Raw genomic sequence first — 22,860 nt, 5'->3', positions numbered from 1 at the left:
GGGAGCGGAGGAACCGTGATCCAGGCGACCGATACGGTCCGGCGTTTCGACGAGGTGCCCGGCGTGGGCCGGGTGCTGGTGGTGATCCCCACCTACAACGAGGCCGACAATGTCGCCGCGATCGTGGGCCGGGTCCGCCGCGCGGCCCCCGCGGTGGAGATCCTGATCGCCGACGACAACAGCCCCGACGGCACCGGCGCGATCGCCGACGCCCTCGCCGACGGCGACGCGTACGTGCGGGTGCTGCACCGGGAGGGCAAGCAGGGCCTCGGGGCGGCGTACCTGGCCGGGTTCGGCTGGGCCCGCGAGCGCGGCTACCACGCGGTGGTGGAGATGGACGCCGACGGCTCACACGCCCCGGAGGACCTGCCCGCGCTGCTGGAGGCCGCCCGCGACGCCGACGTGGTCATCGGGTCGCGGTGGACCAGGGGCGCGCAGGTGGTGAACTGGCCGCTGCGGCGGCTGCTGCTGTCACGCTGCGGCAACCTGTACGCGCGCCTGGCCCTGGGCATGCCGGTCTCGGATGCCACCGGCGGTTACCGGGTGTACCGGGTCAGCGCGCTGGACGCCATCGACCTGGCGTCGGTGTGCTCGCAGGGCTACTCGTTCCAGGTGGAGCTGTCCCGGCTGGCGCACCAGGCCGGGGTGCGGATCGTCGAGGTGCCGATCACCTTCGCCGAACGGGAACGCGGGGACAGCAAGATGAGCCCCCGCATCGTGGCCGAGGCCCTGTGGCGGATCACCACCTGGGGGGTACGGGACCGGCGTCAGGCGTTGCGCCGGGGCCTGCACGGCACCCCCACCGGTCAGGTGCGCTGGCCGTGAGCGCGACCGTGTCATGCTGGAAGGGCGGCACTTGTCCCGGTGCCGCGGACAGGGCGATGAGGTGAGATGCGCCGAGGACTGAGGTTCGTACCGTTGGCCCTGCTGCTGGCGGTGCTTCTGGAGCTGGCGGTGTTCGTCACGGCGGGACGGGCGCTGGGGTTCGGTACGGCGGTGCTGCTGGTGTTCGCCGCCTCGCTGCTCGGGCTGGTGCTGCTGCGCCGGGAGGGCATGCGCGCCTGGCGTGGTTTCCGCTCCGCGGCGCAGGCGGGGCACCCTCCGGGCCGGCAGGTCACCGACGGGCTGGTCGGGTTGGCCGGGGCGCTGCTGCTGGCGGTGCCCGGTCTGGTCAGCGGACTTGTGGGCCTGCTGCTGCTGGTGCCACCGCTGCGTCGTCTGGCCCGCGCCGCGGTGCAACGCACCGCCGAGCGGCGGGTGTCGTCGATGGTCGCCGGTGACCTGTTCGGGCCGCGTACGGTGCGGGTGCGCCAGGGTGCGCCGCAGGCGGCACCGCGTCCGACGCCGGAGCAGCCGGTGGTGGCCGACGGCGGCCGGGCCATCGAGGGCGAGATCGTCGAGCCCGGCCGCAACTGACCGGGGTTGGACATGACGGCGCCCCCGGGGGAAACCCCCCGGGGGCGTCGTGTCGTGCGGGTGCGGCTCAGGCGCGGCCGCGGCGGGTACGAACCTCCTGGAGCCGCTCAGCGAGGATGTCCTCGAGTTCGGCGATGGAGCGCCGCTCCAGCAGCATGTCCCAGTGGGTACGCGGCGGCTTGGCCTTCTTCTGCTCCGGCTCGTTGCCGTCGACGAGTCGAGCGACGCTGCCGTCGAACTTGCACTCCCAGGTCATCGGGACCTCGGCGTCGACGGCGAACGGCACCTCGAACTGGTGGCCCTTGGCGCAGAGGTACTCGCGGGTCTGACGCGGCGCGAGCTCGGTGTTGCGGTCGGATTCATAGCTGACCGCGCCCAGGCGGCTTCCGCGCAGCATACGCTCGCCCATGATCGACTTCCCCTCGTTCGTGGTGCTGGTCTTCTGGGTGTAACGGTGCGTTCCCGTGCCGCCATTCCCGCCCGAGGGCGTGCGGCGTCCACGGGTGGGCCGGGACCAAGGGTAGCCGGCCAGGACGGTCACCCCACCGGGTGATCCCCAGCCGGTCGCAACGGTGGAGCGTTTTCGCCTGCCACCGGGGATGTTAACCGCCCGGGTGCGGGGAAGGTTGCGCCCTTCGGTGACGGACCGCTCACACCGCGGGAGTCGGCGGCAGCGGCAACGGCAACCCCGGCAGGCCGTCGATGCTGCGCGCGACGTGGTCCTTCCTACTGAAATACTCGCTCAGCGACGCGTCGTCCTCCCGGGCGAAGCGCTTGCCGTGCAGGTCGCGGTCGGCCTCGTAGGTCATCAACGGCACGGCGTAGCCGCAGGTGTCGCGGATCAGCTCGGCGCGCACCACGACGATCGCGCGCAGCCCGTGCTGACTGGTGTCGACGTCCGGGAAATGACCGGTCAGGTCCGACCAACGCGGGTCGTCACGGAAGACCACCGCACCGCGTCCGTGGACCCGGACGATGTTCGGCGGGCCCTCGAAGGCGCACCACATCAGCGTGATCCGGCCGTTCTCCCGCAGGTGGGCAACCGTCTCGGCGTTGGAGCCGGCGAAATCGAGATAGGCCACCGTCTGCTCGTCGAGGACCGCCCAGGACCCGCGAAGCCCCTTGGGGGAGAGGTTGATGGTGCCGTCGGCGGCCAGCGGCGCGGTGGCGGTGAAGAACATCGGCTGGGCTTCGATGAAGGTCCGCAGTCGGCCCTCGATGCGCTCGTATGACTTTCCCACCCGCCCATCATCACCCGAGTGACGACCACGCCGACACCCCGCGACCGCTCAGCCCGGCGCGCTGTCCGCTGCGGCGGCGACAGGCGGCGGGGTGGGACCCAGCCGGGCCAGCGCCACGGCCAGGTCACTGACCTGGTCGCCGAGCTGCGCCACCCGCCGCTGGGCCAGGTCACGGTCGGTCTCGGCGGCGTCGAGGCGTACCGCCAGGGTGGTGAGCCGGCCCTCGGCGGCGGCCGTGGCCTGCCGGGCGGCGCTCATCTGCGCGGCCAGCGCGTCGCGCTGAGCGACGGTGGCGGCCAGCTCCGCGCGCAGCTGCGCGGCCAGCTCGGCGGTCTCCTGCCGGGCGGTGTCGGCCTCCCGGGCGGCGACCTGCGCGCGGTCCCGGGCCCGGTCGGCCTGCTCCCGGGCGCGAGCGGCGTCGGCGGCCTCGATGCGGGTCCGCGCGGCGTCGGCGCGGGCCTGCTCGATCTGACGCCGGACGTCCTGCACCTCCCCCTGCCACCGCTGCGCGCGGTCGGTCGCCTCGGCGGCGGCCCGGGTGGCCCGCTCGGCGTCGGCGCGCACCGCGTCGCGTTCGACGGTCAGGTCGGCCACCCGCTGCCGCTGCGCGTCCCGATCCACGCGCAGGTCGCGCAGCTCGTGGCGGGCCTGGTCGCGGTCGCGCTCGGCCTGGGTCCGCAGCGCCTCGGCCGCGCTGGCGTCGTGCCGTGCCTGGTCGCGGGCGACCTCGGCGCGCTGGGCCCGGTCATCGGCTGCGTCGGCCCGCTGGAGGGCCTGCTCGGCGCGCTGCCGGGCCTCCCCGGCGTCGGCCAGCGCGCCGCGGGCCTGCTCGCGGGCGCGGGCCGCGTCGGCGGCCGCGTCCTCGGCGTCACCGCGGGCCTCGTCGCGTTCGGTCTGCGCCGCCGCGACGTCGGTGGCCGCCTCGGCGCGGGCCTGGGCGAGCTGCCGCTGCACACCCGTCGGGGACAGCTCGGCGTGCAGCGACTCGGTCAACGTCTCGACGATCTGGTCGAGCCGGTCCACCGCCTCCCAGGTGCGCGCCACCTGCCCGGGCAGGCCGGGGGCGTTGCGGTGGCGCATCCGGCTGTTGCGGGAGGCGCGCTGGCAGGCGCCGTCGTTGTCCCGGCAGTAGCGAAACGGTCGACCCGCGCCGACCCGCTGCGGCACCGGTGCTCCACAGTGGGCACACGCACGGGTGTCGGTGGAAGTGTGCTGGGCGTCCATCGAGGGCGAAGTCTAGTGCCGGTCGACCGACGGCGCTCCCGCGCCCGCTCGGTGCGTCGTATGACTCAGGGGGTGGCAATCGCGGCGCGAGAGCGGTCCGTGGCGATCCGGACGGCCAGCGCGGCCAGCGCCGTGCCGGTCACCCACCGCTGCACCCGCAGCCACAGCGGCCGACGGGCGAAGAAGCCGGCGAGGGAGCCGGCGCTGAGCACGATCAGCGCGTTCACGGTCAGTGCCACGGCGATCTGGGTCAGACCGAGCAGCAGGCTCTGCGCCGCGAGGTGCCCCCGCTGCGGGTCGATGAACTGCGGTAGCAACGAGACGTAGAGGATGGCGATCTTCGGGTTCAGCAGGTTGGTGACCAGGCCCATGGTGAACAGCCGTCGCGGCTGGTCCGGCGGCAGCGGCGCGGGCGTGAACGGGGACTGCCCACCCGGGCGCAGGGTTCGCCAGGCCAGCCAGAGCAGGTAGCCGGCCCCGGCCAGCTTCACCACCGCGTACAGCGTCGGCACCAGAACGAAGACGGTGGCCAGGCCGGCGACCGCCGCGGCCAGGTAGACGCCGAAGCCGGCGGCCACCCCGAGCAGCGAGATCAGCCCGGCCCGGCGGCCCTGCGCCACCGATCGGGACACCAGGTAGACCATGTTCGGGCCGGGAGTGAGCACCAGGCCCAACGCCACCAGCGCGATGCCCAGCAGTGCGCCCGCACCCACCATGACGATTCCCCGTTCGCCGACACCTGCCCCCACGATAGGGGCGACGACCATGCCGTGCCCAGGGCCACCGGTGAGGCCGTGGTCTGCCCCGCCGAACCGCTCAGGTGGGCGGAAAGCACCCGGTGGACGTCCGCCGGGAATGGTCAACGGTCCGGAAGCGCTGATGCCGTGCGGTGCGCGTCGCCGTGTGGAGGCGTCGCGTTACGGTGGCCAGGGAGGTGCCGCAGAGTGACCGAGGCGTGGGAAGCGGCCGTCGAGGCGCAGATCCGGGGAGCCGTGCAACGCGGCGAGTTCGATGACCTGCCCGGCATGGGCAAGCCGATCCCGGGCCGCGGGACGCCGTACGACGAGTCGTGGTGGATCAAGAGTTTCCTGGAGCGCGAGGCGCTGCCCAGCGATCTTCTGCTGCCGACTCCGCTGCAGCTGCGCCGGCGCATCGAGCAGGTCCCCGACGAGGTCCGTGACCTGCCCACCGAGCAGTCCGTCCGGGATTTCGTGGGGCACCTGAACGCGCAGATCCTGGCCTGGTTGCGTAACCCCGAGGGGCCTCGGGTGGCGGTGCGGCCGGTGAACGTCGAGGAGGTCCTACGACGCTGGCGCGAGGAACGCAGCCCCGTCGCCGTCCGGACGCCGGCCGGCGAACCGGTGGGCGCCGTCGCGCCACCGGCGCGCCGACCGTGGTGGGCGTGGCGGCCGTGGCGCCGCCGCCGGGCGATCTGAGCCACCCGCGATGCTCACGGCACGGCGGCGTGCCAGCTCCACGAGGTGCGCCGGGTCTGGCCTGGCAGCTCACCGCGGCCGGTCATCCACAGCAGCACCTCAGGTGCGGCGCCGGCCGGGGCGTCCGGAAAGAGTCGCCGCAGCACCAGTGCGCTGAGCCGACGCGGTGGCTGCCACGGGACGCCGAGACCGCGGGTGATGTCGTGCGTGTGGAGCACGGTTTCGGCCACACCCATCGCCGCGAAGCCGGCCGGGTCGCAGGGGCCGTAGTGCCAGGCCCGCGCGTCCGGTGCCGCGGCGTCGACCGCGGTGGCGAGGAGCCCGGCGCAGGCGCGCACCACGCTGAGCACCTGCGCCGGGCTCGCGTCGGCGCGGACCCGCAGGTCGTACGGGAGGTAGGCGTCGTCGGGCCCGCCGCTGACCTGGCCGGCGTACGCGAGCAGGTCGTGCGCGACGTGCGCGGCGGTGGTCCAGCAACTCCAGCTCAGCGTGCCGGCGGGCACCGACCAGTTTCGGTGCCGGTGTGGGCTGAGGACCCCGGTCATCTCCTCGGCCGCGTTCCGGACGTCGGCCCCGTCGATCTGTGTCATCCGCCGACCCTCGCAGCGTTTCCTGGTGGGCGCACCTCAACGGGTCTGCGGTGGGTCCGGGTGGTGTCCGGCACGGCTGGCCTCGATCTGTGGGACGTGTTCGATGGCCCACCGGGCGAGGGTCAGCGCGGGCGCGAGCAGGCTCCTGCCGACGGCGGTCAACGCGTACTCCACCCGGGGCGGCACCTCGGCGAACACCGTGCGGGTCACCAGGCCGTCGCGCTCGAGGTTGCGCAACGTCAGGGTCAGCATGCGCTGGGAGATCCCCGGGATCTGCTGGTGCAGGTCAGTGAAGCGCAGCGTGCCCTGATCGAGGGTCGCCACGGTCAACAGCGTCCACTTGTTGGCGATCCGATCGAGGATCGACCGGAGTGTCCGCCCGCCGTCTCCTCGGATCATGCAGGTGTGCTCGTACTCCGACATGACAACCCCCTGTGCCTGACGCACACGTCTGTGCCTTTTGTACGCCCGCCGACGGTGACGCATCATGGGGCTTCTTACGGATAGTAACCATGCCGCCTGAGGCCGTTGGTTCGCGCTGCTGAGGAGCTCTTCATGGAACTCGCGTACTGGATCGTCGCCGGGCTGCTGGCCGTCTTCTACCTCTATGCCGGAGGCAAGAAGGTGACCCAGGGTCAGGAGCAACTCCGGCCCATGATGGGCTGGGTCGACCGCGTACCCATGTCCCTGGTCCGGACCATCGGGGTGCTGGAGGTCCTCGGCGCAGTCGGCCTGATCATGCCGCCGCTGTCCGGGATCGCGCCGTGGTTGGCCATCGCCGCGGCGATCGGCCTCGTCCTGATCCAGATCGGTGGCATCGTGGTCCACCTGTCCCGTGGCGAGGCCCGGCTGATCGGACTCAACATCGCTCTCCTCCTGGCCGCCGCCGCGACGGCCTGGCTGGGCGTCGTCACCTGGCTCTGACAGCCCAGCGGCCCGCGGCGCACCCGGCGCCCGGTGGCACGGGCAGACTGGGCGGATGCACCTCACGCTGCGGGCGGCCGCCACCTCGTCGGCGCCGCCACTCGTCCTGCGCCCCTGGCGCGACGACGACCTGGACGATCTGCGGGAGGCCTACCGGGATCCCGTGCTGCAACGGTGGACCAGCTGGCCGGTGTCCACGCCGGAGCAGGGCCGGCAGTGGCTGGACCAGGCGCGCCACGACTGGGCCAGCGGCCACCGATTCACCTTCGCCGTCTGCGAGAACGGTGTGGACGGTCCGCGGCTGGTGGCGAACGTGGTGCTCAAGAAGGTCACCCCGGGACGACCGGTGGCCGAGGTGGGCTACTGGACGGCGGCGTGGGCCCGCGGTCGGGGCGTCGCCCCACGGGCGATCACCGCGCTCAGCGGCTGGGCGTTCGACGAGTTCACCGGGCTGAATCGCCTTGACCTGCTGCATCAGGTGGACAATGTGGCGTCCTGTCGGGTGGCGCAGAAGAGCGGGTACCTCCTGCAGGAGGTGGTGCCGGCCTACCCGCCGTACCCCCGCGACGGACACCGGCACGCCCTCGCCGCGCCCGCCACGGCGCGGTAGGGCAGCGCGAAGCGGCCCTCTTCGAGGATGAAGTCGAGATCCGGTGAGTGCTGCTCGATCCCAGCCGAGTACCCCGTGCCGACTCGCGGAACGCGACGACCACCTGCGGAGGCAGATCGCGCACCGATTAGGTTTCCGCGCCGCGCCCGTCCGTACTTCTGAGATCGGCTCACGAGAGGCTGGCATGGTGCGGAAACTGACCTTTGGCATGAATGTGACCCTGGACGGCTACATCGCCGCGTCCGGCGACGACCTCGGCTGGAGTGGGGGTGAGGGGCCGGACTCATCGCCGAGCGACGAGCTGTTCCAGTGGTGGTCCGACCGGGTGGCGGCGACGGGCCTGGCGCTGTATGGGCGCAAGCTGTGGGAGGCGATGAGTTCCCACTGGCCGACCGCCGACCGGCGGCCCGGCGCCACACAGGCAGAGATCGAGTACGCCCGCCGCTGGCGGGACATGCCGAAGGTGGTGTTCTCCTCGACGACCAGCACGGTCGGCGGGAACACCCGCCTGGTCACCGGCGACGCGGTCACCGAGATCACCCGGCTCAAGACGGAGGACGGCGGCCCGATGGACATCGGCGGTGCGACGCTCGCCGGGGCGGCCATGCGGGCCGGGCTGATCGACGAGTACATGCTGGTCACCGTGCCGGTCCTGGTGGGCGGCGGCACGCCGTTCTTCACCGCACTGGACAGCTGGGTGAACCTGAACCTCGTGGAGACGCGGACGTTTCCCGGCGGCGTCGTGCTGACCCGGTACGAGAGGAGGCGATGAGCACGGGCCAGCTTCTCGGCTCGTGAGGAGGCCGGGTCGACATCCTTCCCCATGCGTGACCCTCGGCGATGAGGGAACCTTTCCCCCTTTCCGAGCGAGCTGTCGACCGACTCGCCGGCGATGGGGACTTGCCTGATCACAGTGTCGGGGGCAGGTCCAGCCACGGTTTGTCGGTGGCGTCGAATCCGGTGAGTTCGGCGATTTTCCCGTCGACGATGTGCAGGACCGCGATGGTGAACAACCGGTACTCCGGCTCGTCGGGGGCGCGGAGGTACAGCGCGGCGGCGGGCATGCGGTTGACCATCGTGGTGATACAGCGCCAGTCGTCGTAGCCGGGCTGGAAGAGCCCACCGGAGACCCAGCCATCCACCGCGTCCTTGGCCGTGATGACCGAGGTGCCCGCCTCGGGCAGCATCACGAAGCGCAGGTCGTCGCGCAGCAGGGACATCAGCCCGTCGAGGTCGTTGCGCTCATGGGCGTCGATATACGACTTCACCACGCCGCGCTCGTCATCCGACAGCTCGTGGGTCGCGGGTCTCCGCCAGTCGAGGCGGCGGTCGGGCAGCTGCTCGCGCATCGTCACACGGGCCCGCTGCAGTGCGCTGGTCACCGATGCGACGGTCAGCTCGAGAGCGTCGGCGGCCTTCGCCGCCGGCCAGCCGAGGACGTCGCGCAGGATGAACACCGTCCGCTGCCGCGGCGGCAGGTGCTGGACGGCGACGATGAACGCCAGCTCGATCGTTTCCCGCGCCACCACCGATTCCTGCGGGTCCTCGGGGAGCATCCGGTCGGGGTACGGCTGCAGGTACAGCACCTCGGAGCCGACGTCCGCCAGCCCGGACGGTACGGGCGTGCGGTCGTTGCGCTTCCTCAGGAAGTCGAGGCAGGCGTTCGTCGCGATCCGGTACAGCCAGGTCCGCAGGGCCGCGTGGCCCTTGAACGACGCCCGCTTGTTCCACGCGCGCAGGAACGTCTCCTGCGTCATGTCCTGGGCGTCATCGTAGTTCGCGAGCATCCGGTAGCAGTGCACCTGAAGCTCACGCCGGTGGCGCTCCGTCATGAGTGCAAACCGCGCCGTGTCGTCCGAGCGGACCGCCGCGATGAACGCGGCCTCGTCGGCGCCCAGCAGTCTGGCGTCGGTCATCGTCATCAATCCTTCCACCAATGCGGGAGTCTGACAGAACTGACGACGTGACGGAGGATTTCTGATCGGCGGAGCCGCTGATCGGTTTTCCTTGATCGGCCCGGTCCGACTGACGATGGTGCGGGCGGCACGCGCAGCGAGCCGGCGGCTTTCCGGTCACGCCGTCAGACCGCCGTCGAGCGGGACGATCACGCCGTTGAGGTAGTCGGCGCCGGGGCCGGCGAGGAAGGTCACGACGGCGGCCACATCCGCCGCGGTAGCCAGTCGGCGAGCCGGGATCGTCGGCAGTACGTCACGCTCGACGTCGAGAAACGTCTGTACTGGTGCGGACATGGGGCCGTCGATGACGATGCCGGGGTTGACCGCGTTGACCCGTACCCCGTCTGCGCCGTGCTCCAGGGCCCAGGTGCGGGTCAGGTTGTCCAGCGCGGCCTTCGACGAGTTGTAGATCGCCGTACCCCAGAAGGTCTTGATCGTGCCGATCGAGCTGATATTGACGATCCGTCCGGCGCCGGACGCGATCAGGGCCGGTAGCGCGGCCTGAGTCAGAAAGAACGCAGCCTTGTAGTTGAGCGCGACAACGCGGTCAAAGTCCTCCTCCGTGCCCTGGATCGCCGGTCCGCTGGTGTGCGCGGCGGCATTGTTGACGAGGATGTCGAGCCGGCCCAAACGGTCGACGGTGGAGTCGACGATGCGGCGGTGCGAGTCGCGGTCGGTCAGGTCCGCAGCGACGAAGGAGGCACGCGGCAGGTCCTGCACGACGGCCTCGCCGGCCTCGCTACGGCGGCCGACGACGGTGACCGCCGCGCCGGCCTCGGCGAGGGTGCGGGCAATGACGGCGCCGATGCCGCCCGTCGCGCCAGTGACGATCGCGGCCTTGCCGTCCAGGGGAGATGTGGCATCCATGTGGACGACGGTAGAAATCAGAGATCATAAGATCAAAGACGATTTTTAGATGCTTTGATAACGTACGCGCATGAAGTTCGACCTACGGCAGCTGGAGGCCTTCGTCGCCGTCGCCGAGGAGCTGCACTTCAGCCGCGCCGCAGCCCGGCTACACGTGGCCCAACCGGCCCTCTCCCAACAGATCCTGCGCCTGGAGTCGGCACTCGGCGTCGACCTGCTGGTGCGCCAGCGACGCCGCACGGCGCTCAGCGACGTCGGCCGGCTCTTTCTGGTGGAGGCGCGGCGCACGCTGGAGCTGGCGAGTGCGGCGGAGTCGGTGGCCGAACGCGCGCGGCGCGGGGAGCTGGGCCGGCTCCGCGTGGGCTACCACCCGACCGCCTCGTCGCAGTCGTTCCTCACCGCACTGGCTACCTTCGAGCGGGCCGTCCCCGACGTGGAACTCAGCCTGCGGGAGCTGCCCATGGGCGTCCTCGGTCAGCCGCTGCACGATGACGTGGTCGACATCGCGTTCCTCAGTACCCTCGGCGACCTGGGATGCGGGCAGCCACAGCTGCGGATGCGAACCCTCTCGACCGAACGGTTCCTCGTTGCCGCGCCGGCGGGGCACGCGTTGACCTCACGCGCCGAGATCGAACTACGCGACCTCGACGGCGAGACACTCGTCATGTTGGGCCGCGACGTCTGCGCCTTCTGGCACGACGATCTCGTATCGATGTGCGGACGAGGCGGCTACACCCCCCGGTCGACCCGGTATGTCGGGGAGCTTGGCACGCAGCTCACGCTTGTCGCGGCCGGGCTCGGGGTGGCCCTGGTGCAAGAGTCGACCAGGCTCCTACGCAGCGACGGACTCCGCTACGTCCCCGTCCGCGACGCCGACCGACCGGTCATCTCCGCGGCGATGTGGCGGACGGCGGACACGTCACCGGTGCTCGCCCGGTTCCTGGACCTGTTGCCCGCAGCCGCAGAGGGGAACGAGGCGCCGCGCTCGCTCGACCCGGCCGGCCCCTAAGGAGTCGGCTGGTCTGGCCGACTGCGTCGACGAGCTTTCGCCGTATTGCACCAGTTTTTCTGGCGGGATCGCCGCGGACGCTCGTGTCGCTGCGACGTCCGACTGACGTGTGGTCGGCATGGTGTACACGCCGATGCCCAGTCGGGTCAGCGCGAGCACGGCTGACAGCGCGACCACGACGCGGATGGCGTGACCGACGTCCGGTGCCCACAACTGGAATGGCCAGTTCGGCGCTCTCCCAGACAGCCGGACCGTGTTGATCCGCTTGATCCCGGGCAGCGCGGGCCGGCCGCTGCCGTCGTTCCGCACTTCTACCGAGACCATCGAGCCTCCAACTCGGCTGCGAAGCGACAACCGGCACTGGCAACTCGTCCAACGGTCACTCAGTAGCTCATTTTTGATTTGTCAGTAACAGTAATCCGATAATTAGCCATCACAAAAGCGGCAAACCGGATGCACATCATAATGACAGTTCTTGTGCGTAATGGATCAGGATGTTGTGACAGCACGCTGGAAGCTGCTGCAGACCGAGCAGATGTGGTGCCTGACCTAGCCGCGGCCACCTCGGCACGCCACCGACCACAGCTGGCGAACCTGCCGGATGCCGGATGAGCGTCGAGCCGCCGCCGCTTGACCCGATGCCTCGACCAGGTAGGACAGGGGCCTGCGGGCGGCAGCGCCGTCACGCTGTCAGCACCACTCATCTCCACACATCTACCGTTATACCTTCGTACCCGATACGTTGATGGCGTGGAGACACCGGTACGCGAACCCACGTTCCTGATCCTCACGGCGTTGGCCGAGGAGCCACTTCATGGCTACGGACTGATCGCTGAGGTGGCCCGGCTTTCCGACGGCCGCGTGTCGCTGCGCCCCGGCACGCTCTACGGCGCCCTCGACCGGCTGCTCGACGCGGGTCTGGTCACCGTTGAGCGGGAGGAAGTGGTGGACAGCCGGCTGCGCCGCTACTACCGGCTCACCGAGCACGGCGGTGACCTGCTCGCCGACGAGACCGAGCGGATGCGCCGCAACGTCGAGGCCGCAACCGCGCGGTTGAACACAGGTATCCGCCGGAGCGCGCCCCGATTCAGTGGAGGGATCGCATGAGCGACCTGGAACGCCGCTATCTGCGACTGGTCCGGATCTTCTATCCGGCCGGCTACCGCGACGAGCGCGGCACCGAGATCGTGGGTACGTACCTCGCTCTGTCCTCGCCGGATCGGCGGTGGCCTTCGGCCGCCGACGTGACCGACGTAGCCGGCGGCGGGCTACGTCAGCGCCTACGCGCGGCCGACGCCACTGGAATCGGCCCCGGCGTGCGGCTGGCCGCGACCCTAGCGTTGTTGACCGCCACGGCTCTCGCCGGCGGCTGGGCCATGCTGGAGCTCAATCCGTGGAAGACGGCGTGGTTCGGCTTCGAGCAGCACGGCACGTCAGTCTCGCTCGGTATCGGCGTGTGGGCGGCATGGCTGCTCGCCGCGGCGGTGCACGTGGTGGCACCCGGCCGGCGGACCCGCCTGGCGATCGGTCTCGCCCTCGTCCTCACCGTCGCCGTCGTACCGCTTGCCGCCGTCGTCGACCGGTCGCGGCCTCCGCTGTTCGTCCTACTCGCCCAGGCCTGCCTCGGACTCGTGGCGCTCGGCGTCGCCGCCCAGCCGCCCGTGTGGTCACGGCTGCTACCCCTCGCCGCCGCCGCCGCGGCGCTACCCGTCGCGGTGGCTTTTGCCCGTCACGGTGACAACGGGTACTACGGCTGGCCCGCCGGGCAGGTTCTGCCCGGCGCCGGGATGGCACTTCTCTTGGTGACGTTGCTCGGCGGCGTAGGGCTGGCGGCGCGCAACGACCTCCGTGGTGCCTGGGCACTGCTGGTGCTGCTCTGCCCGATCGGCATGCTGTGGCTGCATCCGCTGGCCGAAGAACTCGCCGCCAGCCTGTACGGCGGCGGACCGAATGCGGACTGGACGACGCTGGCCACAGCGGCGATCATCGTGGTGATCGCGGCGCTGATCGTCATGTCGGCTGTGCTGATGGTCCAACGACGGGCCGCCGTCACCCACGCCACCGTCGTGCGCTGTACGGCGTGCGGCTCCTTCACCAACCACAGCAGGAAGCGATAGCAGCCCGGCTAGCGCCAAGCGACTCGTCGACTGTCGTCAACGCGCTGCCTGGCCACCTGTGACACACAATCTCGCTTCCTACCTACCGAGATCACAAAAACCGGGGCGCTGGTGCGCGCTCGGCGCAACCGGCTGTACCAGCGCGTTCACGACACCGGCGTTCGTGCTACGTCGGGGGCATCAGGATCGGCTCACCCTCGTCATCCGGGGCGTGCTGGTCATCGAACTTCGTGCCCCGGCCGCGATCGGACACGACACCGTGCGCACTCATCCCGGCTGCCGCCCGTGAGCAGCCCGTGCCGCGGCAACCTCCGCCGATTCGCGCATGCGCCATCGTCGTTGTGCCTCGCTGTTGCACGCTCGACACACCTTGCGGTATCGACCACTCGCGAGATCGATCTCTCGCTCGTGCCCGTTCCGGCAGCGCGGCTGTTGGGTGCGGTTGCGGCAGGTGTCGGCGTGTGTCACCTGCCGCAGGTGAGTGGGTTCGATGCAGTCCGGCACGCCACAGAGGTGGTGCACGTCCAGGCTGGGGTCGTAACCACCCACGAAGACGACGTAGGCCGAGACGTGCGCCCACGCCCGCCCGGCGACCTTCTGGTAGACGCCCCGCCGGCTGCCGTAACCGCGAACGATCAGGCAGCCGTCCTCGCGGCGGACCGAGCGATCGATGAGGTACGTGCGCAGGGTCTCCTCCGTGAAATGCCCCGACAAGCCCTTCAGCTGCGACACCATTCCACCAGGCTAGGTCAGCGCTTCGACATGCCCGATCAGCCGGGGTGGCGTACCTCGACCGGCCCTCACCGACGCCACGGCCCGGAGGCCCAGGGATGGCCACGGCACGTCCTCCGCACCCTCCACTGTGGGCGCCTGTCCAAGGCCGGCGGAGCGCCTTCCCACGATAGATAAGCTAACAGTGATTGTGCGCGATCGGTATCGGGCAGGCGACCGACTGCGCAGGTCAGCGGCGCTGGCTAAGGTCGCCCAATGCCCACCGACATGATCACTGCGAGTTCCGCTGGCACCTGGACCCTCGGCGACCTGACCGTCAACCGGATCGGGTTCGGCGCGATGCGCCTGACGGGCGACGGCAGCGCGGCGAGCGACCGCGCGCGGGTCGTCGGCGTGCTGCGCCGGGCGGTCGAGCTCGGTGTGAACCACATCGACACGGCGGCGTTCTACTTCTCGCCGCTCCGGTCGGCCAACGAGTTGATCAATAGTGTGCTGTCGCCGTACGCCGATGACCTGGTCATCACCACGAAGGTCGGGCCGGGCCGCGGCCCCGCGGGGGAGTGGCTGCCGCTGGCCCGGCCGGACCAGCTGCGCGGGCAGGTCGAGGAGAACCTGCGCCAACTCGGTCGCGACCATCTGGATGTCGTGAACCTGCGCCAGCACGGGCTGGACTCGGTCGCGGAGCACTTCGGCGCGCTGGCCGAGCTACGCGAGGCCGGTCTCATCCGGCATCTTGGCCTGTCCAACATTCGCCCGCAGCACCTCGCGCAGGCGCAGGCGATCGCCCCGGTGGTCTGCGTGCAGAACACGTACGGTGTCGACACCCGACGCGCGCACGACCAGTTCGTGCGGACCTGCGGTGAACAGAACGTCGCATTCGTACCGTTCTTCGCGATCGCCGGCGACGGACGTGAGGCCGGCGGCGTGGCGGCCAACACGGCAGTACGGGCCATCGCGAGCACGCACGGCGCGACGCCGGCACAGGTGCGGATCGCGTGGACCCTCAGCCGCGGCCCGCACCTGCTGGCCATCCCCGGCACCGGCAACCCCGATCACCTGGTCGAGAACCTGGCCGCCGGGGCGCTGGTCCTGTCGCCGGACGAGTTGGCCAGCCTCGAGTAGCGGCCCCGGCAGGATGCAGCCCTGCCACGAGCCCACGTTCCTGATCGGGACGGCCCTGATCGCCGCCACGTCCACGATGCCCGGATGGCTCGCCGCCCCGGCGGTCGTCCGGTGGGTGAGCGAACGCGTGCGGACTCACACGAGGCCACCATCCACCCCGCCGCCATCAACGAGTGGCTGTGGCTGACGTCGACACACGCGCCAGTGGACCGGCCTGTTCGCGGGCGGCACCGAGGGCCGCCTCGGTGTCCGCGGTGGCCAGCTGGGCGTTGATGTGGGCTCCGGTCAGCGCGCCAGCCGCCGCGGAGGCGCCGAGCTGGGCGGTCAGGTCGGTGGCGTTGCCGGCCACCCACACCCCCGGCACGTCGGTGGCTCCGGCCATGCCGGTGGCGAAGCGTCGGCCCATGGTGTCGGGCAGGTCCTCCATCGGCAGTTTCAGACCCTCCAGGCCCTCGGTGCGGGCCTGCATCCGCGTGGCGACCGCGAGCACACGGCGGGCCACGACCCGGCCGTCGGTCAGGCGCACCCCGGAGAGTGCGCCGTCCTCGGCGGTGATGACGTCCCGCACGGGGGTGTCGACGACGCGGATGGCGCGGGCGGCGAAGCGTGCGCGGGTGCCCTCATCGAGCCGAGTGCCGTGAGTGAAGTAGGTCAGGTCCTCGGTCAGCTGACGGAAGAGAAATGCGTGGTGGACGGAGGCGGGGCCGGTGGCGAGGATGCCGATGGGCTCGTCGCGCACCTCCCAGCCGTGGCAGTACGGGCAGTGCACCACGGAGTGTCCCCAGTGCTGGGCGAGCCCGGGAACCTCGGGCAGTACGTCCCGCAGACCGGTTGCCACCAGCACGCGGCGCGCGGTGACGCTCCGGCCGTCGGCCAGCGCGACGGTGAAGCGCAGATCCCCGCCAGCCGTCGGGGCGGCGGGCTCGGTCGAGGTCACCTCGCCGAAGACCACCACGCCGCCGTACTGGCGCACCTGCTCTCGGCCCCGTTGGAGGATCTCGGAGGGCGGGGTTCCGTCCAGGACGAGGAAGCCGTGCATGGCGGCGGCCGGCGCGTTACGCGGAGTGCCGCTGTCGACCACGACGACCGAGCGGCGCGAGCGGGCGAGCATCAGCGCACCGTTCAGCCCCGCGGCGCCGCCGCCGATCACCACCGTGTCGACGGTGCCGTCGGGCAGTGCGTCACTCGCGTATGGAGAAGTCGTCACAGCCATGTCCTCCTACCGTTGCCTCTGCTGGTTCCAGGCGTTGCGGACCATCTGCACACGACGTTAACCACGGTTTGCACCTGAGGCATACCATGTTGCGCATGACGCAAGAAGATGGGGAGCTGGACGGCCTCGTACGCAAACGCCTCCGGGCCCTGCGGGTGGCGCAGGGCTGGTCCCTGGAGGAACTGGCAAGCCGCGCCCACCTCAGCCAGTCCTCACTGAGCCGCATCGAGAACGGCCAGCGCCGCCTCGCACTGGATCAACTGGTCACTCTCGCCCGGGCCCTGGACACGACGCTGGATCAGCTCGTGGAGACCGCCGCCGACGACGTCGTCTCCAGCCCGACGATCGACGCAACCCACAGCGGGATGAGCTGGCTCGTCAAGGGTGATCCCAGCATCAGCGTGGTACGCCAGCGCATGACCGAACCACCGCCCGACAACCCGGCACGCATGCGTGCCCACCCGGGACGTGAATGGCTCGTCGTCCTGTCGGGCACCGCGATTCTCCTGCTCGGCCACCGCCGCTTCCGCCTCGAGGCCAACCAGGCCGCCGAGTTTCCCACGATGATGCCGCACGCGATCGGCGCCGAGGGTGGACCCTGCGACATCCTGGGCATCTTCGACCGCGACGCCCGCCGTGGCCACCAGCGCGACGAGAGCGGTGACGCACGGGGTGCTCCCGAATGACGGCGTGGGACGCACAATGCGCCCCGTCTTGCGCGTCAGGCAGCAGACTCGACCACCGTCTTGCGTAAACAGGGAGCTGTTGTGCTGGAGAGGCATAACCGTCCTACTCTGCAGGCATGACCCACGCCCACACCCCCCACCATGGCCCCGCGCACGGACGCCACCAGGAACACGGCACCGACGGCCAGGCGGAGATCCTCGACCTGGACGCCGAGGTCGTCGCCGAGCACACCGCCTCCATCACCGCATGGCTGCCGCTGACGACGAGCCCGCGACAGATCGTGGATCTGGGCTGCGGCACGGGAGCGGGCACCTTCGCCCTCCTCGATCGCTTCCCCGACTCGCACGTCACCGCCGTCGACGCGTCCGCCGAACACCTTCAGCGCCTGCGCACCAAGGCCTGCGCCCTCGGCGTGCAAGAGCGCGTGAGCAGGGTGCAGGTCGACCTCGATGAAGCCACCTGGCCCGACCTCGGCGCACCGGACCTGGTGTGGGCATCGGCCTCGTTGCACCACCTGGCCGACCCCGACCGCGTACTGCGCGCCGTCCACGACCTGCTCCCGCCCGGCGGTCTGTTCGCCGTCGTCGAACTGGCTGGCTTCCCCCGGTTCCTGCCCGACAGCGCCCCCGAGGACCGGCCCGGCCTGGAAGAGCGCTGCCACGCCGCTGCCGACCGCTTCGCCGCCGAGCGCATGCCCCACCGCGGCGCCGACTGGGGCCCGATGCTGACCGCCGCCGGATTCACGATCGAGGGCGAACGCGCCATCACCGTGACCATCGAGGGCTCCCGCAGCGAAGCGATCGGCCGCTACGCCCTCGGCGGCCTGCAGCGCATCCGCGGCGCTGTCGCCGAAACGCTCTCCCCCGAGGACCTCGCCGCGCTCGATCAGCTCCTCGACCGCGGCAGCCCGCACAGCATCCTGCGCCGCGACGACCTGACGATGCGCACCGAGCGCACCGTCTGGGCCGCCCGCCGCACCTCACACGGATCGTGTCCGTCGGCCTGATCAGTACTCGGCCGCGACGGTGCGCGATCAGGAGTCGGCGGGCCGCAGGAGTTGACAGAGCACGGCTTCGTCGCCGGTGCGAACGGCCTTGCCGGTCGTGAGTGCGGTGGCCAGGTCGGTGTCGCCGCTGAGGAGGGCGTTGAGCGTCGCGGGATCGGTGCGCAGGCCGGCCTGCGCCTGAGCTGGCTCGCCGGGCTCGATCTGGACCTGACCGTCCTGGGTACGGATGGTCCAGACCCTCTCGTCGAGCTCGAAGCGGTAGACGGCTGCAGGCGCCTCGGGATTCGGGCGCACGGAACCACGCAGGAAGAGCAGCACCGAGGTGGCGCTGAGGTGCAACGGAGTCGCGGGCAGGGCAACGCGTAGGCCCCATCCGCCGAGGGCCAGCACGATCGGCTCCAGCTCGCGTCCGGACTCGGTGAGCTCGTACACCACCGAGGCCGCAGGGGGCGGCAGTCGGTGTCGGTGCACCACGTCGCGGCTCTCCAACTCCCGCAGGCGGTCGGTGAGCATGTTGGAACTGGCCCCGGGTAGTGCCCGGCGCAGGTCCGAGAAGCGTTGCCGTCCGAGAAGGAGCTCGCGGACGACGAGCAGCGCCCACCGCTCGCCGACGACGTCGAGGGCGCGGGCGATGCCGCAGGCATCGCCGTAGGTACGACTGGTCGGCATGCCGCCCTCCCGCGTGACCTCGACCCGGCACCGCACCGTGGACGATAGCACCTGGTTGTTTTTAACAACCGGGAGCGTTACGGTCTCCGCCAACAGGTGTCGCGGCGCAGGAAGGAGCACACCCATGGGACGACCAGTGGTGCACTTCGAGATCATCGGAACGGATCCGCAGCGGTTGCGCAGCTACTACGCCGAGCTGTTCGACTGGCAGTTCGACGTCGGCGACGCCGCCGCCGAGGCGGTCTCGGCACCGGGCACCTACGGCTTCATCCACCCCGACGCCACCCTCGACGGTGCTGCCGGGATCCCGGGCGGTGTCGGCGGCGGCGCGGGCTATCCGCACCGGACGCTGTTCTACGTCGGCGTGCCCGACGTCGCCGAGGCGCTGCGACACGCGGAGCGCCTCGGCGGCACCCCCGTGTCCGGGCCGCACCACAACCCCGACGGGACATTGGTGGTCGGTTACTTCACCGACCCTGAGGGCCACCTCGTCGGGCTCGCCGCCGCGCGATGACACCCGCGCCCGGGATCCCTGCCCGTCGGCGCGGGACCGGACGGCTCAGCGCAGCTCCTGGATACGGACCAGGTTGCCGGCGGGATCACGGAAGGCGCAGTCCCGGATGCCGTACGGCTGCTCGGTCGGCTCCTGGACGACCTCGGCGTCGCCGCCCTGCACCTTCTCGAAGATGCCGTCGAGGTCCCGGGTCGCCAGCAGGATCCAACCGTAGGTGCCCTTGGCCATCATCTCGGCGATGGTCTGGCGCTCGTCGTCGGTGACCCCGGGGTCGATGGCCGGCGGCGCCAGGAGGATGGAGGTGTCGGGCTGGCCGACAGGGCCGACGGTGATCCACCGCATCGTGCCCTGACCCACGTCGTTGCGGACCTCGAAGCCGAGGACGTCGCGGTAGAAGGCCAGGGAGGCGTCCGGGTCGACGTGCGCAAGAAAGCTGGTGTGAATGGTGATGTCCATGGCGATGATGCTAGGTGCGGCTACCTGACCTGCACTTCTTGATTCCTGACCGATCGCGCGGCTGCGCCCGGGACGGTGCGGGCGCAGCCGCGGCGGACGTCGGGGTCAGCGCCCGAGCCACGCCCGGTAGGCGGTGGGCGCGACAACGGCGCCGTTCTTGGCGATGAGGGCGTCGCCGGGTACGGCGGCGAACATGCCCGCGCTGTCGTCGGTGACCACGGTGCGGTGGTCACCGTGGGCGGCGAGGGTGATCCGGCCCAGCTCGTCGAGCGGGAAGACGTCGGGCCCGGCGACACTGCGCGTGCCCCCCAGGGGGGCGCCCACGCTGACGTCGGCGACAGCCTGTGCGACGTCGGCCGCCGCGATGGGCTGCAGCGGGTTGCTGGGCAGGCGGACGGTGTCCCCGTCGGCGGTCCAGGAGAGGATCGAATCGATGAACTCGAAGAACTGGGTGGCACGGACGATCGAGTACGGCAGGGAGCTGGCCTTGAGGATGTCCTCCTGGAGCACCTTGGCGCGGTAGTAGTCCAGGTCGGGGACCAGGTCGGCTCCGACGATGGAGAGGACCACCGCGTGGCCCACGCCTTCGCGCTGGGCGGCCGCGAGCAGGTTGTCCATGGTCGTGCGGAAGAAGGCGGGTGAGGCGTCGTCGAAGGTCGGCGAGTTGGTCAGGTTGACCACGACCTCGGCGCCCCGGAGTGCCTCGGACAGGCCCTGCCCGGTGAGCAGGTCCACCCCGTTGGACAGCGAGAGCGGCACCGCCTCGTGGCCGGCCGTCTGCAAGATCTTGACGACCTGCGAACCGATGAGGCCGGTTCCACCCAGCACGGCGATCTTCATGTCCATCACACCTTCCTGTGCGATCTGATTGCTGTCGTCCGACTTCCAGCGCAGCAGAAACCCGGACTCCGTATGTCCGAGTAATATACTCGGACAGGATGAGTCCGAGTAACGGGGTGGCTAGGGTGAAGCGATGAGGATGTCCGGCGGGGTGGAGTGGGCGCTGCACTGCTGCGTCGTCCTCACCACCAGCAGCAGGCCCGTGCCGGCGGCCAGACTCGCCGAGCTGCACGACGTCTCCGGCAGCTACCTCGCCAAACAACTGCAGTCTCTCGCCCGCGCCGGTCTCATCCACTCCGTTCAGGGCAAGTCCGGCGGTTACGCGCTGACCCGCGAGCCGGCAGGCATCACGCTGCTCGACGTGGTCCGGGCCGTCGACGGCCCGGACCCGGCATTCGTCTGTACGGAGATCCGCCAGCGTGGCCCGCTGGCGACCCCGGCAGAGTCCTGCACGACGCCGTGCCCGGTCGCCCGTGCGATGTGGTCGGCCGAGGAGGCGTGGCGCCAGGCACTCGCCGCGGTCACGATCGCCGATCTCGCCCGCGACGTCGGCGCCGACTCCGGCCCGGAGGCGCTGCCCGCCGTACGCGCCTGGTTGACCGGCGCGAACGACGGCTGATCCCGGCGTCAGCCGGTGTGGCGTACCTCGGTGTCCCAGATCTGCGCCCACGGACGCCGCAGCCCCCGGCACACGAAGATCGGCCCGCCGTTCTCGTCGTTGTCGACCTCGACCCGCTGGTCAACCCGACCAGCCGGTACGCACCCGTCGAACCAGGCGCTCAACGGGTCGGCGCGTTCCCAGCCGACGACGATCACCACGTCGGCGTCGGCGGGAGGGCGGCCGAAGTCGACCATGCTGTTGTGTCCGGAGTACGCGCGGGGCAGGTCACGGGTGGGGCCGTAACGGGCCAGCGCGCCGGCCTCGCCGTAGTTTCCGGTCAGGATGACGGCCCGTGCGCGCTCCTCGGGCGGCAGAGCACGATGGACGGTGGCGACCGAGTCGGCGAACGCCGGCCAGCCGATGGTCTCGCCGGCGTCGTAGTTGACGTCGACCACGAAACCGGGCAGCCGGTCGGCTGGCAGCACCGGCAGCAGCAGCACGACGCTGGGCAGGAGCAACGGCACCGCGCCCAGCGCGAGCAGGCTACGGCGCAGCCTCGGGGCGCCACGCGACGCCCACGCGGCGGTCACCGCCGCGCCGGCGGCGGTGAGGACCAACAGCAGCGGCGCGTCGTAGTAGCCCTTGCCACCGGCGAGCACCACGATGCCGACGACGACCAGCCAGGCCCAGGCCACCGCCCGATACGCCCGCCACCGCGTCTGTCGCAGCAGCGCGACGAGACCGGCGATCCAGATCGGCACGGCGTACGGGCTGATGACGATGAACTGGAGGGCCAGCACGTCGAGGCGGCCACTGTAGGAGCTGTCACCGTCGGAGATCGAGGCGGCCACGCCGAGCTGTGGGAAGCCGTGCGCCGCCTGCCAGACGATGTTCGGCGCGGCCAGGAGCGCGGTGAGCCCGACGGCGGCGAGCACCCACCGGTCGCGCAGCAGCCCGCGTGGGCCCGCGATGGCCACCCCGGCGATCAGGCCCACCGCCAGCAGCGCGGGCAGCAGCTTGTTGAGCATGCCCACGCCGAGCGCCAACCCGATGCCGAGCGCCCACCGGCTGTCGGCGGTACGCAGCAACCGCACCGCGCACAGCGCCGCGGCCAGCCAGACCAGCAGGTCGACCGTGGTGGTGCTGAGCAGGTGGCCACCGGCGAGCACGATGCCGGAGAACGCCGCGAGCAGCGCCGCGAAGGTCTGCCCGCCCCGACCCGCGCCCAACTCCCGGGCGATGGCGGCGACCAGTAGAACCGCCGCGCCGGCCAGCAACGCCGACGGCGTCCGCAGCACCGTCAGGTTGCCCGGTGCGATGGTGTCGAGCAGCCGCGCCAACGCCGGGACCAGTGGGCCCTGATCGACGTAGCCCCAGTCGAGATGCCGGCCGCAGAGGAGGAAGTACAGCTCGTCGCGGTGGTAGCCGTAGCGGCCGGCGAGCAGCAACAGCGTCAGGCTGACCGCGCCGGCCACCAGCCACGGCCCCACGGTGCGGGGGCCGGGCACCGGTGGCCGCACCGACGGTGACGCCGGAGCGGGCCGGTGCGGCCGATCGACGTCGGTCGCGGGCTCACTCACCCACACATCATGACCTCCGGAGCCCTCGTACGGCTGCCCCTGCCGCGGTGG

28 protein-coding genes are annotated in these 22,860 nt (G+C 71.0%); 14 read left to right on the top strand and 14 right to left on the bottom strand.

What is annotated here, in order from left to right; translation table 11 throughout:
- Nucleotides 1–15: 15 nt before the first annotated feature.
- Both ACLJN9_RS02335 and ACLJN9_RS02330 read left to right on the top strand, forming a co-directional pair.
- Entirely contained in the window at nt 16–825 is an 810-nt protein-coding gene (locus ACLJN9_RS02335) for a polyprenol monophosphomannose synthase (protein WP_410809282.1), read from the top strand.
- 66 nt (nt 826–891) lie between these two features.
- The gene (locus tag ACLJN9_RS02330; protein ID WP_410809281.1) at nt 892–1,416 is read left to right on the top strand and encodes an FxsA family protein; all 525 of its coding nucleotides are present in this window, start codon (nt 892–894) and stop codon (nt 1,414–1,416) included.
- Nucleotides 1,417–1,483: 67 nt separating this feature from the next.
- On the opposite strand, the gene ACLJN9_RS02325 is transcribed toward ACLJN9_RS02330, so the two are convergent.
- The 4 genes from ACLJN9_RS02325 to ACLJN9_RS02310 form a co-directional block, all read right to left on the bottom strand.
- Entirely contained in the window at nt 1,484–1,825 is a 342-nt protein-coding gene (locus ACLJN9_RS02325) for an RNA polymerase-binding protein RbpA (RefSeq protein WP_091636146.1), read from the bottom strand.
- Nucleotides 1,826–2,066: 241 nt separating this feature from the next.
- A complete protein-coding gene (locus tag ACLJN9_RS02320) occupies nt 2,067–2,657 on the bottom strand; it encodes a pyridoxamine 5'-phosphate oxidase family protein (protein ID WP_410809280.1) in 591 nt (196 codons plus the stop codon).
- Nucleotides 2,658–2,705: 48 nt separating this feature from the next.
- Nucleotides 2,706–3,881, bottom strand: coding sequence for a hypothetical protein (locus ACLJN9_RS02315; RefSeq protein ID WP_410809279.1), 1,176 nt, complete (start codon nt 3,879–3,881; stop codon nt 2,706–2,708).
- 65 nt (nt 3,882–3,946) lie between these two features.
- Nucleotides 3,947–4,597, bottom strand: a complete 651-nt coding sequence (locus ACLJN9_RS02310; RefSeq protein ID WP_410809278.1) for a LysE family translocator — start codon at nt 4,595–4,597, stop codon at nt 3,947–3,949.
- Nucleotides 4,598–4,825: 228 nt separating this feature from the next.
- Here ACLJN9_RS02310 and ACLJN9_RS02305 point away from each other — a divergent pair, with 228 nt between their 5' ends.
- Nucleotides 4,826–5,317, top strand: coding sequence for a DUF1992 domain-containing protein (locus ACLJN9_RS02305; RefSeq protein WP_410809277.1), 492 nt, complete (start codon nt 4,826–4,828; stop codon nt 5,315–5,317).
- A 14-nt stretch (nt 5,318–5,331) separates the two neighbouring features.
- Here the strand turns inward: ACLJN9_RS02305 and ACLJN9_RS02300 are convergent, their stop codons facing one another.
- The gene (locus tag ACLJN9_RS02300) at nt 5,332–5,907 is read right to left on the bottom strand and encodes a maleylpyruvate isomerase N-terminal domain-containing protein (RefSeq protein WP_410809276.1); all 576 of its coding nucleotides are present in this window, start codon (nt 5,905–5,907) and stop codon (nt 5,332–5,334) included.
- A 36-nt stretch (nt 5,908–5,943) separates the two neighbouring features.
- The gene (locus tag ACLJN9_RS02295) at nt 5,944–6,330 is read right to left on the bottom strand and encodes a winged helix-turn-helix transcriptional regulator (protein WP_410809275.1); all 387 of its coding nucleotides are present in this window, start codon (nt 6,328–6,330) and stop codon (nt 5,944–5,946) included.
- 132 nt (nt 6,331–6,462) lie between these two features.
- On the opposite strand from ACLJN9_RS02295, the gene ACLJN9_RS02290 reads away from it, so the two are divergent.
- The 3 genes from ACLJN9_RS02290 to ACLJN9_RS02280 all read left to right on the top strand — a co-directional run bounded on the left by ACLJN9_RS02290 (nt 6,463) and on the right by ACLJN9_RS02280 (nt 8,213).
- Nucleotides 6,463–6,831, top strand: a complete 369-nt coding sequence (locus tag ACLJN9_RS02290; RefSeq protein ID WP_410809274.1) for a DoxX family protein — start codon at nt 6,463–6,465, stop codon at nt 6,829–6,831.
- Nucleotides 6,832–6,886: 55 nt separating this feature from the next.
- A complete protein-coding gene (locus ACLJN9_RS02285; protein WP_410809273.1) occupies nt 6,887–7,441 on the top strand; it encodes a GNAT family N-acetyltransferase in 555 nt (184 codons plus the stop codon).
- Nucleotides 7,442–7,625: 184 nt separating this feature from the next.
- Nucleotides 7,626–8,213 (top strand): dihydrofolate reductase family protein, encoded by a 588-nt coding sequence (locus ACLJN9_RS02280; protein WP_410809272.1) that lies wholly within the window; start codon nt 7,626–7,628, stop codon nt 8,211–8,213.
- A 136-nt stretch (nt 8,214–8,349) separates the two neighbouring features.
- Here ACLJN9_RS02280 and ACLJN9_RS02275 read toward each other — a convergent pair whose 3' ends face one another.
- Nucleotides 8,350–9,357 (bottom strand): RNA polymerase subunit sigma-70, encoded by a 1,008-nt coding sequence (locus ACLJN9_RS02275; RefSeq protein ID WP_410809271.1) that lies wholly within the window; start codon nt 9,355–9,357, stop codon nt 8,350–8,352.
- Between the two features lie 156 nt (nt 9,358–9,513).
- The gene (locus ACLJN9_RS02270) at nt 9,514–10,263 is read right to left on the bottom strand and encodes an SDR family NAD(P)-dependent oxidoreductase (RefSeq protein ID WP_410809270.1); all 750 of its coding nucleotides are present in this window, start codon (nt 10,261–10,263) and stop codon (nt 9,514–9,516) included.
- Nucleotides 10,264–10,333: 70 nt separating this feature from the next.
- Between ACLJN9_RS02270 and ACLJN9_RS02265 the strand changes: the two genes are divergently transcribed.
- From ACLJN9_RS02265 to ACLJN9_RS02255, 3 genes are all read left to right on the top strand, one after another.
- Nucleotides 10,334–11,272 (top strand): LysR substrate-binding domain-containing protein, encoded by a 939-nt coding sequence (locus ACLJN9_RS02265; RefSeq protein WP_410809269.1) that lies wholly within the window; start codon nt 10,334–10,336, stop codon nt 11,270–11,272.
- 750 nt (nt 11,273–12,022) lie between these two features.
- Nucleotides 12,023–12,379: a PadR family transcriptional regulator gene (locus ACLJN9_RS02260; protein WP_410809268.1), complete on the top strand. Its 357-nt coding sequence runs from the start codon at nt 12,023–12,025 to the stop codon at nt 12,377–12,379.
- Nucleotides 12,376–13,389 (top strand): hypothetical protein, encoded by a 1,014-nt coding sequence (locus tag ACLJN9_RS02255; RefSeq protein WP_410809267.1) that lies wholly within the window; start codon nt 12,376–12,378, stop codon nt 13,387–13,389. The genes ACLJN9_RS02260 and ACLJN9_RS02255 overlap by 4 nt, the downstream gene beginning before the upstream one ends.
- A gap of 267 nt (nt 13,390–13,656) precedes the next feature.
- Here the strand turns inward: ACLJN9_RS02255 and ACLJN9_RS02250 are convergent, their stop codons facing one another.
- A complete protein-coding gene (locus ACLJN9_RS02250; RefSeq protein WP_410809266.1) occupies nt 13,657–14,124 on the bottom strand; it encodes an HNH endonuclease in 468 nt (155 codons plus the stop codon).
- A 252-nt stretch (nt 14,125–14,376) separates the two neighbouring features.
- Here ACLJN9_RS02250 and ACLJN9_RS02245 point away from each other — a divergent pair, with 252 nt between their 5' ends.
- Nucleotides 14,377–15,243, top strand: coding sequence for an aldo/keto reductase (locus ACLJN9_RS02245; protein ID WP_410809265.1), 867 nt, complete (start codon nt 14,377–14,379; stop codon nt 15,241–15,243).
- Nucleotides 15,244–15,409: 166 nt separating this feature from the next.
- Here ACLJN9_RS02245 and ACLJN9_RS02240 read toward each other — a convergent pair whose 3' ends face one another.
- Nucleotides 15,410–16,450: an NAD(P)/FAD-dependent oxidoreductase gene (locus ACLJN9_RS02240; protein WP_410809264.1), complete on the bottom strand. Its 1,041-nt coding sequence runs from the start codon at nt 16,448–16,450 to the stop codon at nt 15,410–15,412.
- Between the two features lie 101 nt (nt 16,451–16,551).
- On the opposite strand from ACLJN9_RS02240, the gene ACLJN9_RS02235 reads away from it, so the two are divergent.
- Both ACLJN9_RS02235 and ACLJN9_RS02230 read left to right on the top strand, forming a co-directional pair.
- Nucleotides 16,552–17,142, top strand: a complete 591-nt coding sequence (locus tag ACLJN9_RS02235; RefSeq protein WP_410809263.1) for a helix-turn-helix domain-containing protein — start codon at nt 16,552–16,554, stop codon at nt 17,140–17,142.
- A 116-nt stretch (nt 17,143–17,258) separates the two neighbouring features.
- Complete coding sequence (locus tag ACLJN9_RS02230; RefSeq protein WP_410809262.1) at nt 17,259–18,149, top strand: class I SAM-dependent methyltransferase; 891 nt, start codon at nt 17,259–17,261, stop codon at nt 18,147–18,149.
- 27 nt (nt 18,150–18,176) lie between these two features.
- Here ACLJN9_RS02230 and ACLJN9_RS02225 read toward each other — a convergent pair whose 3' ends face one another.
- Nucleotides 18,177–18,818: a winged helix-turn-helix transcriptional regulator gene (locus ACLJN9_RS02225; protein ID WP_410809261.1), complete on the bottom strand. Its 642-nt coding sequence runs from the start codon at nt 18,816–18,818 to the stop codon at nt 18,177–18,179.
- 124 nt (nt 18,819–18,942) lie between these two features.
- Here ACLJN9_RS02225 and ACLJN9_RS02220 point away from each other — a divergent pair, with 124 nt between their 5' ends.
- Nucleotides 18,943–19,332, top strand: a complete 390-nt coding sequence (locus tag ACLJN9_RS02220) for a VOC family protein (RefSeq protein ID WP_410809260.1) — start codon at nt 18,943–18,945, stop codon at nt 19,330–19,332.
- A gap of 45 nt (nt 19,333–19,377) precedes the next feature.
- Here ACLJN9_RS02220 and ACLJN9_RS02215 read toward each other — a convergent pair whose 3' ends face one another.
- Nucleotides 19,378–19,788, bottom strand: coding sequence for a VOC family protein (locus ACLJN9_RS02215; RefSeq protein WP_410809259.1), 411 nt, complete (start codon nt 19,786–19,788; stop codon nt 19,378–19,380).
- Between the two features lie 105 nt (nt 19,789–19,893).
- The gene (locus ACLJN9_RS02210; protein WP_410809258.1) at nt 19,894–20,634 is read right to left on the bottom strand and encodes an SDR family oxidoreductase; all 741 of its coding nucleotides are present in this window, start codon (nt 20,632–20,634) and stop codon (nt 19,894–19,896) included.
- A 127-nt stretch (nt 20,635–20,761) separates the two neighbouring features.
- On the opposite strand from ACLJN9_RS02210, the gene ACLJN9_RS02205 reads away from it, so the two are divergent.
- Nucleotides 20,762–21,247: an RrF2 family transcriptional regulator gene (locus tag ACLJN9_RS02205; RefSeq protein ID WP_410809257.1), complete on the top strand. Its 486-nt coding sequence runs from the start codon at nt 20,762–20,764 to the stop codon at nt 21,245–21,247.
- An 8-nt stretch (nt 21,248–21,255) separates the two neighbouring features.
- Here the strand turns inward: ACLJN9_RS02205 and ACLJN9_RS02200 are convergent, their stop codons facing one another.
- On the bottom strand, nt 21,256–22,809 hold the full coding sequence (locus ACLJN9_RS02200; RefSeq protein WP_410809256.1) for an ArnT family glycosyltransferase: 1,554 nt from the start codon (nt 22,807–22,809) through the stop codon (nt 21,256–21,258).
- Nucleotides 22,810–22,860: the final 51 nt, after the last annotated feature.

Source organism: Micromonospora sp. 067-2, assembly GCF_046549295.1.
Classification (GTDB): domain Bacteria; phylum Actinomycetota; class Actinomycetes; order Mycobacteriales; family Micromonosporaceae; genus Micromonospora.
This window is presented reverse-complemented; position numbering and strand designations above follow the sequence as displayed.